The sequence below is a fragment of the Auraticoccus cholistanensis genome (assembly GCF_009742705.1).
Classification (GTDB): Bacteria; Actinomycetota; Actinomycetes; order Propionibacteriales; family Propionibacteriaceae; genus Auraticoccus; species Auraticoccus cholistanensis.
The window spans coordinates 633,337-649,565 of sequence record NZ_WPCU01000010.1 but is presented as its reverse complement, the minus strand read 5'-3'; the positions used below and the strand labels follow the sequence as shown (position 1 = coordinate 649,565).

The window sequence follows — 16,229 nt, the reverse complement described above, 5'->3', positions numbered from 1 at the left end:
GGGTGGCGTGGGGTCGGTCGGCGAGCACGGTCTGGGCACGGGAGTACGGGCCTACGCCCGGTTGCTGGGTCACGGCCCCGCGGCCAAGCCCTTCTTCGCCGCGCTGGTCGCCCGCCTGCCGATCGCCATGGCCCCGCTGGGGATGCTGCTGCTGATCGAGCGTGAGCGCGGCGCCTACAGCCTGGCCGGCTTCGTCACCGGGGCCTTCGCCCTCGGCTCGGCGGTCGGGATGCCGCTGTGGGGTCGGCTGATGGACCGCCTCGGCCAGCCGCGGGTGCTCGCCCCCACCGCGGTCGTCAGCGCGCTGACGATGGTGGCGCTGGGGGTGGCCACCGTGGGCGGAGCCCCCTCCTCGGTGCTGCTCGCGCTGGCTCTGGTGGCTGGGCTCAGCTTCCCGCCGATGAGCCCGGCGATCCGCTCGGCGTGGCGGGTGATCTTCCCCGACCGGGCCTCCCGCCGGGTCGCCTTCGCCCTCGACGGCACCTCGGTGGAGCTGATCTTCGTCGGCGGGCCGCTGCTGCTCTCGCTGCTGCTGGTGCTCACCCCCTCCGGGGTCCCGCTCTACATCACCGCCGCGCTGCTGGCCGGCGGGGCGCTGGCCTACTGCCGCACCGACGCCGCCCGGCACAGCGGCGGCACCCGGGACGAGCCCGAGGCGCCGTCGCGCGGGTACGACGAGCACGGTCAGCAGGAGCTGCTGGCCCCGCGCCGGCGGGTGCCGGTGGTGCTGATCGGCGGGGTGTCGAGCGTGCTGGCGGTGATGCTGATGCTGAGCATCGGCTTCGGCCAGCTCGACACCTCGATGGCCGCCACCGCCGGGCTGCTGCTGGGCAGCACCGACCAGGTCGGCATCTTCTTCGCCGCCATCGCCGGCGGCAGCACCATCGGCGGCCTGGCCTACGGCGCCCGGACCTGGCGGTTCCAGGAGCGGCACGCCGTGCTGGTGCTGCTGGCGGCCTTCTCGGCGCTGCTGGCCTGCATGGCCCTGCTGATGCGCTGGCCGGACGCCGGGCTGGCTGCCGTGCTGCCGCTGCTGTTCGTCACCGGCATCACCATCGCCCCCACGCTGATCATGCAGCAGCACCTGGTGGACGAGCTGGCCCCGGTCGACCGGCTGAACGAGGCCCAGTCCTTCCTCTCCGCGGCCAACACCACCGGGGCGGCCGCCGGCACCGCGCTCGCGGGGGTGCTGATCGACTACCACGGCGTCGACTGGTCCTACGCCGGTGCCTCGGCCGCGCTCGCGCTGGCCGCCGTGGTCGCGCTGGCCAGCCAGCGCCGCTGGAAGGCCGTGGCCCACCAGGTCCAGCCCGTGCCGCTCGCCGAGCCCGACCCGGCCGGCGCCGAGCGGCGCTGAGCCCGCGCGCGCCCGGATCGCACCTGCGGTCGTCACGCCGGTCGAACTAGAGTTCCCCCATGCAGTTCAGCGACCAGGCCCGTGCCGCCAAGGACGCCTCCCGCAGCCTCGCCACCGCGTCCAGGGCGGTCAAGGACGCGGCCCTGCACGCCATGGCCGACGCCCTGGCGGCGGCGGAGGAGGACGTCCTCGCCGCCAACGCCCGTGACGTGTCCGCCGCCGAGGAGTCCGGGGCCGCGCCCGCGCTGGTGGACCGGCTGCGGCTGACCCCGGCCCGGGTGACGGCCATGGTGGACGGCCTGCGCCAGCTCGCCGGGCTGCCCGACCCGGTGGGTGACGTGGTCCGCGGCTGGACCAACCCCAACGGCGTCCAGGTCCGCCAGCTGCGGGTCCCGCTCGGGGTGGTGGGGATCATCTACGAAGCCCGCCCCAACGTCACCGCCGACGCGGCCGGGATCTGCCTGAAGTCGGGCAACGCCGCCCTGCTGCGCGGCTCGTCCTCGGCGCTGCAGTCCAACACCGCCGTCACCGCCGCGCTGCGCCGCGGGCTGCAGGCGGTGGGCGTCGACCCCGACGTGGTGCAGCTGGTCGCCGGCGGACGCGAGGTGACCAAGGAGATGATGGCCGCGCGGGGGCTGGTCGACGTGCTGATCCCGCGCGGCGGCGCCGGGCTGATCAACGCGGTCGTCACCGGGTCGCAGGTGCCGGTGATCGAGACCGGCACCGGCAACTGCCACCTGGTGGTCGACGCCACCGCCGACCAGGACGTCGCGCTGGGCATCATGGTCGACGCCAAGGTCCGCCGGCCGTCGGTGTGCAACTCCCTGGAGACGATGCTGGTGCACCGCGACATCGCCGCGGAGTTCCTGCCCCGGGCGCTGGCGGTGCTGGCCCAGCACGAGGTCACCGTGCACGGGGACGCCGACGTGGTCGCCCTCGACGACCGGGTGGTGCCCGCCACCGAGGAGGACTTCACCGAGGAGGCGCTCTCGCTGGACCTGTCGGTGGCCGTGGTCGACGACCTCGACGCGGCGCTGGCCCACGTCCGCCGCTACTCCAGCGGGCACTCCGAGACCATCGTCACCGGCTCGGTGCGGGCCGCGGACCGCTTCACCGCCGAGGTGGACGCCGCCGCGGTGCTGGTCAACACGTCCAGCCGCTTCGTCGACGGCGGCGAGTTCGGCTTCGGTGCCGAGATCGGCATCTCCACGCAGAAGCTGCACGCCCGCGGCCCCATGGGGCTGGCCGAGATGACCTCGACGAAGTACGTGGTGGTGGGCGACGGCCAGGTCCGTGGCTGAGGTCGTCGTCCCGCCGCTGGTCACCGGGCGGCTGCGGCTGGGCGGCTGGGGACCGGCCGAGCGGGAGGCCCTGGCCGCGCTCAACGCCGACCCGGAGGTGATGCGCTACTTCCCCTCCACCCAGGACCGGGCCCGCACCGACCAGCTGCTGCAGCGGATCGAGCAGAGCTTCGCCGAGCGCGGCTGGGGGCTGTGGGCCGTCACCCCGGTGGCCACCGGGGTGTGCATCGGCTTTGTCGGGCTGCTGGCCATGCCCGACGGCGTGCCCGGTGCCGGTGGGGTGGAGGTGGGCTGGCGGCTGGCCCGCTCCGGCTGGGGCCAGGGCTACGCCACCGAGGCCGCGACCGCGGTGCTCGACCACGCCTTCGGCCCGGTCGGGCTCGCCGAGGTGTGGTCCATGACCGCGGTCCTCAACCTGCCCTCCCAGGCCGTGATGCGACGGCTGGGGATGGAGCTGCACACCCGTTTCGAGCACCCGGCGCTGGAGGTGGGCAGCCCGCTGCGGCCCCACGTGGTGTTCCGCACCACCGCCCAGGCGTGGCGGGGCCGCCGGGCGCCAGGCGGTAGGGTGCCCGCATGACTGCTGCCCTGGTCCTCCTCGAGGCCGCGCACCGCGAGCTGCCCATGCCTGCCTGGGTGTTCGGTGTGGTGGCCTTCGCCCTGCTCGCCATCGCGCTCCTCGTGCTGCACGGCTACTCGACCCGCCGCCCCCACAGCTGAGGCGCCCGGAGTGAGTGAGACGGGCCTCGCCCGCAAGCCCGGCACCCCGCACGGGCAGCGCTACCGGCTGGGGGTCATGGGTGGCACCTTCGACCCCATCCACCACGGCCACCTGGTGGCCGCCAGCGAGGTGGCCAGCAAGTTCTACCTCGACGAGGTGGTGTTCGTCCCCACCGGGCGGCCCTGGCAGAAGAAGGCCCGGCGGGTCTCCTCGGCCGAGGACCGGTACCTGATGACGACCATCGCCACCGCCTCCAACCCGCGCTTCACCGTCAGCCGGGTCGACATCGAGCGCGGCGGCGACACCTACACCGTCGACACCCTCAAGGACCTGCGGGCCGAGCGCGGCGACGACGTCGACCTGTTCTTCATCACCGGCGCCGACGCCCTGGCCCAGATCCTCACCTGGCGCGGCGCCGACCAGCTCTTCGACCTGGCCCACTTCGTCGGGGTGACCCGGCCCGGGGTGGAGCTCGAGTCGCCCGCCGTCGCGCACCTGCCGCCGGACAAGATCACCCTGCTGGAGGTGCCGGCGCTGGCCATCTCCTCCACGGCCTGCCGGGCCCGCGCCCTTGCCGGCGAGCCGATCTGGTACCTCGTCCCCGACGGCATCGTGCAGTACATCCAGAAGCGCGGCCTGTACCAGCTCGGCGACGACGCGCCGCACCCAGCCTGACCCAGACGTCCACGAAGGGAACCACATGGCGGCCACCGACCGCGCCATCGAGCTCACCACCGCCGCCGCGCACGCCGCGGCCGACAAGCTCGGCACCAACATCGTCGCCTACGACGTCTCCGAGCAGCTCGCCATCACCGACACCTTCCTGCTGGTCACCGCCGCCAACGAGCGCCAGGTCGGCGCCGTGGTGGACGGGATCGAGGAGAAGCTGCGCGAGCTCGGCGCCAAGCCCACCCGGCGCGAGGGCAACCGCGAGCAGCGCTGGGTGCTGCTGGACTACCTCGACCTGGTCGTCCACGTCCAGCACACCGAGGAACGGACGCTGTACGCCCTGGAGCGGCTGTGGGGCGACTGCCCCCGCATCGAGCTGGGCGTGCAGGAGGACCGGTGACGGCTCGCCGGCTGCTGCTGCTCCGCCACGGCCAGACCAGCTGGAACGCCGAGGGGCGGTTCCAGGGGCAGGCCGACATCGAGCTCGACGAGGTCGGCACCGCCCAGGCCGAGCAGGCGGCCCTGCAGCTGCGTCACGAGGGCATCACCCGGCTGCACAGCTCCGACCTGCTCCGCACCCGCCAGACCGTGGCGGCGGTGGAGGCCGTCACCGGGCTCACCGCCACCCTGGACAAGCGGTTCCGCGAGATCTCGGTGGGCTCCTGGGAGGGTCTGACGCTGGCCGAGGTGATGGCGGAGGACCCGACCTACCTGGAGCGGGAGAACGCCGGTGAGGACGTCCGGCGCTCGGCCACGGGGGAGTCGCTGGGCGAGGTCGCCGACCGCTTCCGCGAGGCCCTCACCGAGGTGGCCGAGGACGCCGACGACCACGACGTCGTGCTGGTGGCCACCCACGGCCTCGCCGCCCGCGTCGGGTTCGCCGCCTTCCTGGGGCTGGACCTGGTCGCGGCCCGGATGTTCACCGGCATCCGCAACTGCCACTGGATCTCCCTCACCCGGGTCGGCGCCCGCTGGCGCGTCGACGGCTACAACGTCGGTGCCGGGCAGCAGAACCTGTCGGGGCTGGTGGGCTGAGGCGCCGATTTGTGCGCGGCCGCGGCGCCGCGCTATTGTCTCCGGGTCCCCGCGAGGGGGCTCTCGCACGGGGCTATGGCGCAGTTGGTAGCGCGCTTCCATGGCATGGAAGAGGTCAGGGGTTCGAATCCCCTTAGCTCCACAACCATCTGGACCCCCGGTCGCAGCAGCGGCCGGGGGTCCGTCGCGTTCTGCCCGGCCCTCCTCGTGGCGCCGCTAGCATGAGCGCGCCCGTTCGCGAGGAGGTGCCCGGTGGGAGCCACGGAGACCGGCGCGGCCACCCCGGTGGGTGGGCCGGGCCCGGGGCGCCCCAGACGCGCCGACGCCCGCCGCAACATCGAGGCCCTCGTCGAGGCGGCCACCCGGCTGCTCGCCGTCGACCCCGACGCCAGCATGAACGAGGTCGCCCGCGCCGCGGGCGTCGGGCGGGTGACCCTCTACGGCCACTTCGGCTCCCGGACGGCCCTCGTCGCCGAGGTGGTCGACCGGGCCATCGCGCAGACCGACGAGGCGCTGGCCCAGCTGGACCTCGACGGCGACCCGCGTGAGGCGCTGGGCCGGCTGCTGGAGGCCACCTGGCAGCTGACCCACCGGTTCGGGGCGGTCGTGGTCGCCGCCTCCCGGGCGCTGCCGCCGGAGCAGATGCGTCGCGCCCACGAGGGGCTCGCGGTCCGGGTCCGCGGCCTGCTCGAGCGCGGCCGGGAGGCGGGCAGGTTCCGCGGCGACATGCCCCTGGAGTGGCAGCTGGGGGTGGTCCAGGCCGTCCTGCACGGCGCCTCGGCCGCCGTGCACCGCGGCGAGGTGGCCGCCGAGGACGCCCCCTGGCTGGTCCGCGAGACGGTGCTCGCCGCGCTGGCCGCCTGAGCACCGTCGGGCGGGTCCGCCACCACCCTGGTCCGGGTCGCGCCGGACGCCGGTCAGCGAGCCGGGCGGCGGGCGAGCAGCGTGAGCGTGGTGAGCGGCAGGAAGACCAGCACGGCGGAGACCGTCCCCACCACGGCGGGGGCGGTCGCGCCCAGGCCCGACTCCAGGGCGGCGCTGGTGATGCCGGTGCCGACCGCGGTACCCAGGTTGAAGATCGAGGTCGGCATCGCCGCCGCCAGGGTGGGGGCGTCGCCGCCCGAGCGGACCGCGAGGGCGACCAGCACCGGGTTGGCCGACAGTCCCACCAGACCCAGCAGGGTGAACAGCCCGAGCAGCGCCGGCGGTGACGCCGAGAAGGCCCAGATCCCGGCCGAGGCGAGCACGCTCGCGGCCGCGGTGACCAGGCAGGTCGCGTACGGGTGGTTGTCGCCGAGACGACCGCCGACCACGCTGCCGACGAGGGCCGCGACGCCGAAGGCCATCAGCGCGAACGGGATCACCACCGGCGACAGCCCGGCCCGGTCGGTGACCAGCGGGGCGACGTAGCTGTAGACGGACAGCACCCCACCGGTGATCCCCGCGCAGGTCGCCAGCGTGAGCCACAGCCGTCCGCTGCGCAGCACCCGTAGCTCGGCCCGCACCGACGGCACCACCCGGCCCGGACCGTCGGCGGGGACGAGGCGGACGACCGCCACCGCGGCCACCAGCGCCAGCACGGCCAGCGCCCAGAAGGTGCCGCGCCAGCCGACGAGCTGCCCGCTCAGCGAGCCCGCCGGGACACCGAGGACGTTGGCCAGCATCCCGCCCCCGAGCACCAGGCCGAGTGCGCGCGAGCTCGCGGCCGGCCCGGCGGCGTGGGCGGCCACCACCGAGCCGACCGCCCAGAACGCCCCCGTCGCCACCGCGGTCAGGAACCGGGCTGCCAGCAGCAGCTCGAAGCTGGCGGTGGAGCCGACCACCACGTGCCCGACGGCGTACACCGCCAGGGCGAGGGTGAGGGTGAGGCGTCGTGGCAGCCGCAGGGTCAGCAGCGCCGTCGAGGGGGCACCGACGATCATGCCGACGGCGAAGACCGTGATGCTCAGCCCCGCCTGGGCGACCGTGGTGCCGAAGTCGGCGGCGACCTGCGGCAGCAGCCCGGCGACGACGAACTCGGTCGTGCCCATCAGGAACGTGCCTGCCGTCAGCACGTAGGCGACCAACGGCAGGCGCGTCCGCCGGGCGGCTGCGGTGGTGGGCACGGCGCTCAGGAGAGCGTTGCGGTGTCGATGACGAAGCGGTAGCGGACGTCGGAGGCGAGCACCCGCTCGTAGGCCTCGTTCACCCGCTCGGCGGGGATCACCTCGACCTCGGCCCCGATGCCGTGCTCGGCGCAGAAGTCGAGCATCTCCTGGGTCAGCGCGATGCCGCCGATCATGGAGCCGGCGAAGGAGCGGCGGGCGCCGATCAGCGAGAAGACGTCGAGGCTCAGCGGCTCCGCCGGAGCGCCGACGTTGACCAGCGTGCCGTCCACGGCGAGCAGCGACAGGTAGGCGTCGACGTCGATGGCGGCGCTGACGGTGTTGAGGACCAGGTCGAAGCGGCCCGCGAGCTCGGTGAAGGTGGCCGGGTCCGACGTCGCGAAGTAGTGCTGCGCGCCGAGCCGCAGCCCGTCCTCCTGCTTCTTCAGCGACTGCGACAGCACGGTGACCTCGGCGCCCAGCGCGGCGGCGATCTTGACCGCCAGGTGGCCCAGGCCGCCCAGCCCGACGACCGCCACCCGGGTGCCCGGCCCGACCCCCCAGCGGCGCAGCGGCGCGTAGGTGGTGATGCCGGCGCACAGCAGCGGGGCCGCGGCGGCCGGGTCGAGGCTCTCGGGGACGGACAGCACGTAGTCGGCATCGACGACGACGTGGCTGGAGTAGCCGCCCTGGGTGGTGGTGCCGTCGCGGTCGGTGCCCGCGTAGGTCGGGACCATGCCCTGCAGGCAGTACTGCTCGTCACCGTCGAGGCAGCTGCGGCACTCGCGGCAGGAGGCCACCATGCAGCCGACCCCGACCCGGTCGCCGACGCGGTGGCGGGTCACGGCAGCTCCGACCTCGGCCACGACGCCGACGATCTCGTGGCCCGGCACCACCGGGAAGGGCTGCGGACCCCAGTCGCCGTTCACGGTGTGGATGTCGGAGTGGCAGATGCCGGCGTACTGGATCTGGATCAGGACGTCGCGGGCGCCGACCTGGCGACGCTCGACGACGGTGGGGGCCAGCGGCTGGCCGGCGGCGGGGGCGGCGTAGGCGGGGACGCGCATGGGGGAGCTCCTTCGTGGTGGGTTCCCGGGCGCGCGGGTGCGCGCCCGGTCGACGGTCGTCCGGGCGGGGCCGGCCCGGTCGGGTGGTCCGGGCGTGGTGGCCAGGAGGTGGGTGGTTCGAGGTGGCCGGAGGGGGTCAGCTGGTGGCCGGGGCGGCCGCGTACTCCTCGTCGGTGACGGGGGAGAGCCAGTGCACGACGTCGTGGTCGGCGTCGCCCTCGTTGATGGCCAGGTGGACCATCAGCCGGTCGGGGGCGGCGCCGTGCCAGTGCTCCTCGTCGGCCTCGAAGAGCACGCGGTCTCCGGGACGGATGACCTCGACCGGACCACCGCGCCGCTGGCAGAGACCGACGCCCTCGGTGACGAAGACGGTCTGGCTCAGCGGATGGCGGTGCCAGTGGGTGCGGGCGCCGGGCGTGAAGTGCACCAGGTTGGCGCTGACCCGTGACGGCGGCGGTGCGGCGGCCACGGCGTCGATCCAGACGTCGCCGGTGAACCAGTCGCGGGGGCCCTTGACGGTGGTGAGGGTGCTGCGGGTGATCTGCATGGTCCTTCTCGGGTGCGGGTGCGGGTGCGGGGTGCGGGGTGCGGGAACGGGTGGCGGGGTCGCCGGCCGGCTCAGAGGGAGGCGCGCGAGGCGGCCCAGCTGGCCAGCAGCTGCAGCCGGTCGGCGGAGTCGGTGCCGGGCTCGGCGGTGTAGACGGTCATCACCAGCGTGCGGCTGCCGTCGGCCGAGACGTCCATGGAGTGGTAGACGAGGTCGAGCGGCCCGACGTCGGGGTGGACGAACTGCTTGTGGCCCGCGTGGTGCAGCCGGACGTCGTGCGCGGCCCACCGGGTCCGGAAGTCCTCGCTCAGCGTCGAGAGCTCGCCGACCAGCTGGCGCAGGTCCCGGTTGCCCGGGTCGCGCCCGGCCTCGGTGCGCAGCAGGGCCGCCGTGACGCCCGTGGCCCCCTCCCAGTCCGGGATGAGCTCGCGGGCGGCTGGGTCCAGGAACTGGAAGCGGGCGATGTTGGCCGGCCGGTCCTCGCCGGGCGCCGTCCCCGCGAACATCGGGGCGTAGAGGGCGCGGGCGAGGTCGTTGGCGGCCAGCACGTCCATCCGGCCGTTCGCCACGAAGGCGGCCGACCCCGACATGGAGTCGAGCATCCACTGGATGCGCTCGGGCAGCACGGTCGATCGACGCCGTCGGGGGGCCCGGCTCGCCCGGCGGCCGGCCCGGGCCAGGTCGAACAGGTACACCCGCTCGGCCTCGTCGAGCTGCAGCGCCCGGGCCACCGCGTCCAAGACCTCGTCGGAGACGCCGCTGACGTGACCCTTCTCCAGCCGGGTGTACCAGTCGGTGCTGACGCCGGCGAGCACCGCCACCTCCTCCCGGCGCAGCCCGGCGACCCGACGGCGTCCTCCGCCCGGCTGCAGCCCCACCTGCGCGGGCGTCAGCCTCGCCCGTCGGGTGGTGAGGAAGTCGCGGATGGCCGCGCGGCCGGGATCGTCGTTCACGTCTCCCACGGTAGGTCCCGCCCGGCGGTGTGGGAGGGCGAGCCTGTACCCCCCATGAGCAGGCCCCCTCAGCGCACCGCCACCCGCACGGCGGGCCCGTCCCGGTCGGGCGGTGGGACGCCGGCAGCGTGCCGGTGGCGGCCGGTAGCGTGACCGCCGAGCCGCGGACCGCGCCGCCGGTGACCCGGCTCGCCCACCGACCACCCGGGAGGGGAGCCGCGGCATGACCACGCAGACCACGACGGCGCCGAGCCTGCTCCGACCCGTCTCCGCAGGGGTGGTCTCGGGCCTGGTCGGCTTCACCAGCGCCTTCGTCGTCGTGCTGGCCGGGCTCGCCGGCGTCGGCGCCGACCCGGCCCAGGCCGCCAGCGGGCTGCTGGCCGTGAGCGTCACCATGGGGCTCGGCTCGATCGTGCTGGCCTGGTCCACCCGGGTGCCGATCACGGTCGCCTGGTCCACCCCCGGAGCGGCGCTGCTGGCCACCACCGCACCGGTCGAGGGCGGCTGGCCCGCGGCCGTCGGTGCCTTCCTGCTGACCGGCGTGCTGATCGTCCTCACCGGGCTGGTGCCGCCGCTCGGGGCCCTGATCGGGCGCATCCCCGCCCCGGTGGCCCAGGCGATGCTCGCCGGCGTGCTGCTCCAGCTGTGCCTGGGACCGGTCACCGGGCTGGCGACCAACCCGCTGGCCGTGGGGCCGGTCGTGCTCGTGTGGCTGCTGGCCCTGCGGCTCGCGCCCCGCTGGGCCTCGCCGCTGGCCTTCCTCGCCGCCGCGGTGGTGATCGCCGTGCACGTCGGCGCCGCCGGCTCCAGGGTCGACCCGGCGACGCTGCTGCCGCGGGTCGAGCTGACCGCCCCCGAGCTGTCGCTCGCCGCGGTGGTCGGCATCACGCTGCCGCTCTACCTGGTGACGATGGCCTCCCAGAACGTGCCGGGGGTCGCGGTGATGAAGGGTCTGGGCTACCCGGTGCCGTGGCGCCGGTCGATGGTCGTGACCGGCGTCGGCACGCTGCTCGGAGCGCCGGCCGGAGGGCACGCCATCAACCTCGCCGCGATCAGCGCCGCGCTGGCGGCGGGGCCGGAGGCGGGGGAGGACCGCTCCCGGCGCTGGATCGCCAGCGTGACCAGCGGCACCGTGCTGCTGCTGCTCGGCGCCGCCTCCGCCGCGTTCGGGGCGCTGGTGCTGCTCGCCCCGGCCGGGGTGATCGCCGCGGTGGCCGGACTGGCCCTGCTGGGCACGCTCGCCTCCTCGCTGCGGGCCGCGCTGGCCGAGCCCGGTGGGCACGTCCCGGTCGTCATCACCTTCGCCACCGCCGCGTCCGGGATCGCCGTCGCCGGGGTCAGCGCCGCCTTCTGGGCCCTGCTGGCCGGGCTGCTGGCCCGCGCCGTGCTCGGTGGCGGTCCGCCTCCCAGCCCGCCCGCGCCGTCCGCGGGGCCGGCCGGCGTCGAGGACCCGGCACCGGCGGACGCCCGCACCGCGGCGAGCCCTCGCCGCACCGGCTGACCCGGCGCCAGACTGGGACCATGACCACGCTCACCGTCTCGGCCGACGCCCTCACCCGGGCCCGGCAGGTCGTCGCCCCGCACGTCCTGCGCACCGCGACCCGTCGCTGGCCGCTGCTGGAGCGGCTCACCGGCACCGAGACCTGGCTCAAGCACGAGAACCACAACCCGACCGCCGCCTTCAAGGTCCGCGGCGGGCTTACCTACCTCTCCCGGCTCCGCGAGGAGCAGCCCGGGCGCGGGGTGATCTCGGCCAGCCGCGGCAACCACGCGCAGTCGCTGGCCTACGCCGGCGGGGTCTTCGGGGTGCCGGTGACCATCGTGGTGCCGGTCGGCAACTCCCCGGACAAGGACGCCGCCACCCGCGCCTACGGGGCCGAGGTGGTCGTCCACGGCTCCGACTTCCAGGAGTCGGTCGAGCACGCCCGCACGCTGGCCGAGGAGAGGGGTCTGCACATGGTGCCGGCCATCCACCCGTGGCTGGTCGAGGGGGTGGCCACCTACCCGGCGGAGATGCACGAGGACGCCCCGGGCCTGGACCGGGTCTACGTGCCGGTGGGGATGGGGTCGGGGATCAGCGCCCACCTGGCCGTCCGCGACCTGCTGGGGCTGTCGACCGAGGTGGTCGGGGTGGTGGCCGAGGGGGCACCGGCCTACGCGCTGTCGGTGGCGGCCGGCCGCCCGGTGGCGACCGAGCGCGCTGACACGTTCGTCGACGGGGTGGCCTGCCGCGTGCCGGACCCCTCGGCGGTGGCGACCATGGTCGCCGGCGGCGTGCGCGTCGTCGTGGTCAGCGACCAGCAGGCCAAGCAGGCGATGGTCGAGCTGTACCGCGCCACCCACAACCTGGTCGAGCCGGCTGGCGCCCTCGGCCTCGCCGCCGCGACGGCGGAGCGGGAGGCCAACGCCGGGCGGCGGATCGGGCTGGTGCTCACCGGCGGCAACGCCGACCACGACGTGCTGGAGGCCGCGTTCGCCGCGAGCGCCGGCTGATCGCCCCGGCGGGGTGCGCCAGAATGCCTGCGGGCGCCACCGCGGGCGCACGGACGAGAGGTGGACCGATGCGCGTACTGGTGGCGCCGGACAAGTTCAAGGGCTCGCTCACCGCCCGGCAGGCCGGTGAGGCGATGGCCGCCGGCGTGCGCTCGGTGCTGCCGGAGGCCGAGGTCACCGTGCTCCCCATCGCCGACGGCGGCGAGGGCACCTGCGAGGTCGCGCTGGCCGCCGGCGCCCGACCGGAGAGCACGGTGGTCCGCGGCCCGCTGGACGAGCACGTCACCGCGGACTGGGCCCTGTTCGACGACGGCCGCGCCGTGCTGGAGACCGCCCGGGCCAGCGGCCTGGCGCTGGTCACCCCGACGCCGGAGACGGCGGCCGCCGCGCACTGCTTCGGCTCCGGCGAGCTGGTGCGCGCCGCCCTGGACGCCGGCGCGCACGAGGTGGTGGTGGGCATCGGCGGCTCGGCGATGACCGACGGCGGCTCCGGTGCGCTGCGGGCCCTCGGCGCCCGGGTGCTCGACGCCGACGGCCGCGACCTGCCGCTGGGTGGGCTGGCGCTGCGCGACGCCGCCGCCGTGGACCTGTCGGGGCTCGAGCCGCGGCTGGCCCACGCCAGCATCTCCTTCGCCTGCGACGTGGACAGCCCGCTGACCGGTCCGCACGGCGCCGCGGTGGTGTTCGCGCCGCAGAAGGGCGCCGACCCGGCCCTCGTCGCCGCCCTCGACGCGGCGCTGCGGCGGTGGGCCGAGGTGCTGCGCGAGGCCACCGGGGTCGACGTCGACGTGCCGGGAGCCGGGGCGGCCGGCGGGCTGCCCGCCGCCTTCCTGGCCTGCGCCCCGCTGCTGGGCGCCCCCGTCCGGCTCCGCAACGGCTTCGACCTGGTGGCCGACCTGCTGGGGCTGGCCGAGGCGGTGGCCGGGGCCGACCTGGTGCTGACCGGCGAGGGCTCCCTGGACGCCCAGTCGCTGCGCGGCAAGGGCCCGATCGGCGTGGCCGACCTCGCCGCCGGCTCCGGTATCGACGTGCTCGCCGTGGCCGGTGTGGTGACCGCCGACCGGGCCGCGCTGGCCGGCCACGGCGTGGTGGGCGCGGCCGCCTGCGCGGACCTGGCCCCCGACGTGGCCTCGGCCATCGGCGAGGCCGCCCGCTGGACCCGGCTGGCCGCGGAGCGGGCGGTCGCCGACTGGGTCGCGGCCCGGCCGGCCCTCAGGCAGCGCTGAGCACCACCAGCTGCCTCGTGGCCCGGGTCATCGCGACGTAGCGGTCGACCGTCCCCGCCACACCCGTCCCGAACCGCTCGGGGGCGACCAGCACGACCAGGTCGAACTCCAGACCCTTGACCTGCTCGGGCGACAGCGAGCGGACCCGGGGGCGGGGCGGGAAGCTGGGGTCGCCGACGACGCAGACGGTCCCCTCGTGGTGCGCGGCCAGCCAGCCGTCGACGATCCCCGCCAGGTCGGCCGTGCCGGCGTGCACCACGGGCAGCCCGCTGCTGCGCACCGACCGGGGCACGGCGGCCTGCGGGAGCACGCTGCGGATCACCGGCTCGGCCTCGGCCATGACCTCCTGCGGCGTGCGGTAGTTGATGCTGAGCGAGGTCAGCTCGACCCGGTCCAGCCCCACCCGCGCCAGCCGGTCCGACCACGAGCCCGGGAAGCCGTGGCGGGCCTGCGCCCGGTCCCCGACGACGGTGAAGCTGCGCGACGGGCACCGCCGCACCAGCATCTGCCACTCCGCGTCGGTCAGCTCCTGCGCCTCGTCCACCACCACGTGGCTGAAGGGACCGGCGAGCAGGTCCGGGTCCGCGGGCGGCAGCGCCCCCTCGTCCACCAGGGCGTCGCGCAGGTCCCGCTGCCGCAGCGCCGTCACCAGCCCCTCCCCGTCGTCGTCGGCCGCGATCAGGTCGTCCACGACCCGGTCCATGTACTCGCGCTGGGCCGCGACCTCGGCCTCGCGGCGCCGCCGGCGCCGGGACGCCTGCGGGTCGCCCAGCCGCTGCCGGGCGGCGTCCAGCAGCGGCAGGTCGGAGACCGTCCAGGGCGAGGTCTCCTCGCGCTGCAGCCTCCGCACGTCGTCGGGGTCCAGCCACGGGGCGCAGCGGCGCAGGTAGGCCGGCACTGACCACAGGTCGGCCACCAGCTCGGGCGCCTCCAGCACCGGCCAGGCCCGGTCGAGTGCGCGGGCGAGCCCGACGTCGCGGGCCAGCGTGCGGCGCAGCAGCTCGGCCGGGACCTCCTCGTCGTTGAGCTGGTCGACCAGCAGGTCCAGCAGCGCCTCCCAGACCTGGTCGCGGGCCTCGTTGTGCGGGGTCCCGGGCTCCACCGACCCGAAGGCCTCCGCCCAGTCCGCGGGGCTGACCCACAGGTCGGCCCACGGCGTCTCGACCGTCATCCCCTCGGTGGGCGGCTCCTCGTAGAGGGCGACGGCCGGCTCGACGGCGCGCACCATCTCCGCCGACGCCTTGAGCCGCGCCACCTCGGGGTCGGCCTCGGGCTGCGCGGCCGCCCCCTCCGGGACGAGGTCGCGCACCGTGCAGGTCAGCACGCCCTCCTCGCCCAGACCGGGGAGCACGTCGGCGACGTAGGACAGGTAGGGCTGGTGCGGGCCGACGAAGAGCACCCCGCCCCGCCCGGGACCCAGCCGCGGGTCGGAGTAGAGCAGGTAGGCGGCGCGGTGCAGCGCGACCACCGTCTTGCCGGTGCCGGGACCGCCCTCGACGACCAGGGTGCCGCGGGAGCCGGCGCGGATGATGGCGTCCTGGTCCGCCTGGATGGTGCTGAGCACGTCGCGCATCCGGGCCGAGCGGGTGCTGCCCAGGCTGGCGATGAAGGCCGACTGGTCGTCGAGCGCGGCGTGGCCCTGCAGCCCGTCGGCGGTGAAGACCTCGTCCCAGTAGTCGCTCACCCGGCCCCGCGTCCAGCGGTAGCGGCGCCGGCTGAGCAGGCCCATCGGCGAGGCGTGGGTGGCGGCGAAGAACGGCTCGGCGGCGGGGGAGCGCCAGTCGACCAGCAGCCGGCGGCCCGAGCCGTCGCTGAGGCCGAGCCGGCCGACGTACACCGGCTCGGAGCCCGCCGCGAGGACCATCCGGCCCAGGCACACGTCGAGGCCGAAGCGCCGCAGCACCCGGAGCCGACCGCTCAGCCGGTGGATCTCCAGGTCGCGGTCGAGGGCCCCGCGGCCCTTGCCGCCGGGGGAGCGGCGCAGCACGTCGAGGCGGTCGGAGAGGTCGGCGACCTGCTCCGCCAGCGCGCGGGCGACGGCGGCCAGGTGCTGCTCGTCGGCGGCGACCAGGGCCGGGTCCGCCTTGTCGGCGAGGTGGTCGGGGAGGTCGAAGACAGGGGTCGTCACAGGGGTCATCGGGTGCTCCGGGGGTCGGTGAGGGGCCGTGGCGGCGCGCGGCAGGAGCGCGGCGGCCACGGTGGNGGCGGTGCTGGGGCGGTGCTGGGGCGGTGCTGGGGCGGTCGCGCTGTGCGATTGTGCTGCCCACCGGGGGTCTTGCCGCAAGACCGGGGGTCCGCTATACGTTGGTAACGGCGGGGGATGAGCCGACGTCTTCCGGGTGGGCGCGCAAGCCCCCGGAGCCCGCCTCCCCACCTCCCGGCCCCTGGCCGCCGGAACCCTTCCCGAACCTGCCGGCGGACTGGCAGGCGCCGTGACGACCACGTCCTGACCACCACGCCCTGACCGCTACACCGTGACGCCATGGACAGGTACCGGACCGCCCGTTAATCTACGTAAGTACGTAGATGCGAAACTCTGTGAGTTCGCCGGAACGGGAGGGACGATGTCCGACCACGACGAGCTGGCCGCGCTGAGCGAGCGCGTCCGGGCCATCGAGGAGAGGCTGGAGGCCGGCACGCCGCCGGCGCCGCCGCCGCCCACGGGGGACTTCTGGGTGCTGGAGGGCCTGCGGGCCCGCGCCGAGGGGCCGGGAGCTGTGGTCTACGCCGGCACCACCCAGACCGCCGACGGCCCGGTGGAGTGGCAGTACGGCCT

At 75.5% G+C, this 16,229-nt stretch carries 17 protein-coding genes and 1 tRNA gene; 13 read left to right on the top strand and 5 right to left on the bottom strand.

Annotated elements, in window-relative coordinates; translation table 11 throughout:
- The first annotated feature begins 7 nt into the window (after window positions 1–7).
- From GC722_RS16520 to GC722_RS16485, 9 genes are all read left to right on the top strand, one after another.
- Complete coding sequence (locus tag GC722_RS16520) at window positions 8–1,357, top strand: MFS transporter (protein WP_156611862.1); 1,350 nt, start codon at window positions 8–10, stop codon at window positions 1,355–1,357.
- A 59-nt stretch (window positions 1,358–1,416) separates the two neighbouring features.
- Complete coding sequence (locus tag GC722_RS16515) at window positions 1,417–2,658, top strand: glutamate-5-semialdehyde dehydrogenase (RefSeq protein WP_156611861.1); 1,242 nt, start codon at window positions 1,417–1,419, stop codon at window positions 2,656–2,658.
- On the top strand, window positions 2,651–3,238 hold the full coding sequence (locus tag GC722_RS16510) for a GNAT family N-acetyltransferase (protein ID WP_331714981.1): 588 nt from the start codon (window positions 2,651–2,653) through the stop codon (window positions 3,236–3,238). The genes GC722_RS16515 and GC722_RS16510 overlap by 8 nt, the downstream gene beginning before the upstream one ends.
- Window positions 3,235–3,378, top strand: coding sequence for a hypothetical protein (locus GC722_RS18705; RefSeq protein ID WP_231747895.1), 144 nt, complete (start codon window positions 3,235–3,237; stop codon window positions 3,376–3,378). The genes GC722_RS16510 and GC722_RS18705 overlap by 4 nt, the downstream gene beginning before the upstream one ends.
- A 10-nt stretch (window positions 3,379–3,388) precedes the next feature.
- The gene (gene nadD / locus GC722_RS16505) at window positions 3,389–4,054 is read left to right on the top strand and encodes a nicotinate-nucleotide adenylyltransferase (protein WP_331714980.1); all 666 of its coding nucleotides are present in this window, start codon (window positions 3,389–3,391) and stop codon (window positions 4,052–4,054) included.
- A 25-nt stretch (window positions 4,055–4,079) separates the two neighbouring features.
- Window positions 4,080–4,448 carry a ribosome silencing factor gene (gene rsfS / locus GC722_RS16500; protein WP_156611859.1) on the top strand — a complete coding sequence of 123 codons (369 nt, stop codon included), beginning with the start codon at window positions 4,080–4,082 and terminating at the stop codon, window positions 4,446–4,448.
- Window positions 4,445–5,083 (top strand): histidine phosphatase family protein, encoded by a 639-nt coding sequence (locus GC722_RS16495; RefSeq protein ID WP_197430229.1) that lies wholly within the window; start codon window positions 4,445–4,447, stop codon window positions 5,081–5,083. The genes rsfS and GC722_RS16495 overlap by 4 nt, the downstream gene beginning before the upstream one ends.
- Window positions 5,084–5,152: 69 nt before the next feature.
- Window positions 5,153–5,225, top strand: a tRNA-Ala gene (locus GC722_RS16490).
- Between the two features lie 110 nt (window positions 5,226–5,335).
- Entirely contained in the window at window positions 5,336–5,947 is a 612-nt protein-coding gene (locus GC722_RS16485; protein WP_331714979.1) for a TetR/AcrR family transcriptional regulator, read from the top strand.
- 53 nt (window positions 5,948–6,000) lie between these two features.
- Here the strand turns inward: GC722_RS16485 and GC722_RS16480 are convergent, their stop codons facing one another.
- From GC722_RS16480 to GC722_RS16465, 4 genes are all read right to left on the bottom strand, one after another.
- On the bottom strand, window positions 6,001–7,188 hold the full coding sequence (locus GC722_RS16480; protein ID WP_197430228.1) for an MFS transporter: 1,188 nt from the start codon (window positions 7,186–7,188) through the stop codon (window positions 6,001–6,003).
- Between the two features lie 5 nt (window positions 7,189–7,193).
- Complete coding sequence (locus GC722_RS16475; protein ID WP_156611857.1) at window positions 7,194–8,234, bottom strand: NAD(P)-dependent alcohol dehydrogenase; 1,041 nt, start codon at window positions 8,232–8,234, stop codon at window positions 7,194–7,196.
- Window positions 8,235–8,370: 136 nt separating this feature from the next.
- On the bottom strand, window positions 8,371–8,781 hold the full coding sequence (locus tag GC722_RS16470) for a (R)-mandelonitrile lyase (RefSeq protein ID WP_156611856.1): 411 nt from the start codon (window positions 8,779–8,781) through the stop codon (window positions 8,371–8,373).
- Between the two features lie 71 nt (window positions 8,782–8,852).
- On the bottom strand, window positions 8,853–9,734 hold the full coding sequence (locus tag GC722_RS16465) for a helix-turn-helix transcriptional regulator (protein WP_331714978.1): 882 nt from the start codon (window positions 9,732–9,734) through the stop codon (window positions 8,853–8,855).
- 223 nt (window positions 9,735–9,957) lie between these two features.
- On the opposite strand from GC722_RS16465, the gene GC722_RS16460 reads away from it, so the two are divergent.
- The 3 genes from GC722_RS16460 (at window position 9,958) to GC722_RS16450 (ending at window position 13,453) form a co-directional block, all read left to right on the top strand.
- Window positions 9,958–11,235: a benzoate/H(+) symporter BenE family transporter gene (locus GC722_RS16460; protein ID WP_156611855.1), complete on the top strand. Its 1,278-nt coding sequence runs from the start codon at window positions 9,958–9,960 to the stop codon at window positions 11,233–11,235.
- 20 nt (window positions 11,236–11,255) lie between these two features.
- Window positions 11,256–12,227 (top strand): threonine dehydratase, encoded by a 972-nt coding sequence (locus GC722_RS16455; RefSeq protein ID WP_156611854.1) that lies wholly within the window; start codon window positions 11,256–11,258, stop codon window positions 12,225–12,227.
- 68 nt (window positions 12,228–12,295) lie between these two features.
- Window positions 12,296–13,453 (top strand): glycerate kinase, encoded by a 1,158-nt coding sequence (locus tag GC722_RS16450; protein ID WP_156611853.1) that lies wholly within the window; start codon window positions 12,296–12,298, stop codon window positions 13,451–13,453.
- On the opposite strand, the gene helR is transcribed toward GC722_RS16450, so the two are convergent.
- Window positions 13,440–15,590, bottom strand: a complete 2,151-nt coding sequence (gene helR, locus GC722_RS16445; RefSeq protein WP_156611852.1) for an RNA polymerase recycling motor ATPase HelR — start codon at window positions 15,588–15,590, stop codon at window positions 13,440–13,442. The genes GC722_RS16450 and helR overlap by 14 nt on opposite strands.
- 427 nt (window positions 15,591–16,017) lie before the next feature.
- Here helR and GC722_RS17920 point away from each other — a divergent pair.
- A partial coding sequence (locus GC722_RS17920; RefSeq protein WP_197430227.1) for a hypothetical protein occupies window positions 16,018–16,229 on the top strand: 212 nt, incomplete at its 3' end.

What these genes read in the sequence shown, in the direction of transcription:
- GC722_RS16515 (WP_156611861.1), top strand. Translation starts at nt 1,417, where the DNA reads ATGCAGTTCAGCGACCAGGCCCGTGCCGCCAAGGACGCCTCCCGCAGC.
- GC722_RS18705 (WP_231747895.1), top strand. Translation starts at nt 3,235, where the DNA reads ATGACTGCTGCCCTGGTCCTCCTCGAGGCCGCGCACCGCGAGCTGCCC.
- rsfS (WP_156611859.1), top strand. Translation starts at nt 4,080, where the DNA reads ATGGCGGCCACCGACCGCGCCATCGAGCTCACCACCGCCGCCGCGCAC.
- GC722_RS16475 (WP_156611857.1), bottom strand. Translation starts at nt 8,234, where the DNA reads ATGCGCGTCCCCGCCTACGCCGCCCCCGCCGCCGGCCAGCCGCTGGCC.
- GC722_RS16470 (WP_156611856.1), bottom strand. Translation starts at nt 8,781, where the DNA reads ATGCAGATCACCCGCAGCACCCTCACCACCGTCAAGGGCCCCCGCGAC.
- GC722_RS16460 (WP_156611855.1), top strand. Translation starts at nt 9,958, where the DNA reads ATGACCACGCAGACCACGACGGCGCCGAGCCTGCTCCGACCCGTCTCC.
- GC722_RS16455 (WP_156611854.1), top strand. Translation starts at nt 11,256, where the DNA reads ATGACCACGCTCACCGTCTCGGCCGACGCCCTCACCCGGGCCCGGCAG.
- GC722_RS16450 (WP_156611853.1), top strand. Translation starts at nt 12,296, where the DNA reads ATGCGCGTACTGGTGGCGCCGGACAAGTTCAAGGGCTCGCTCACCGCC.
- helR (WP_156611852.1), bottom strand. Translation starts at nt 15,590, where the DNA reads ATGACCCCTGTGACGACCCCTGTCTTCGACCTCCCCGACCACCTCGCC.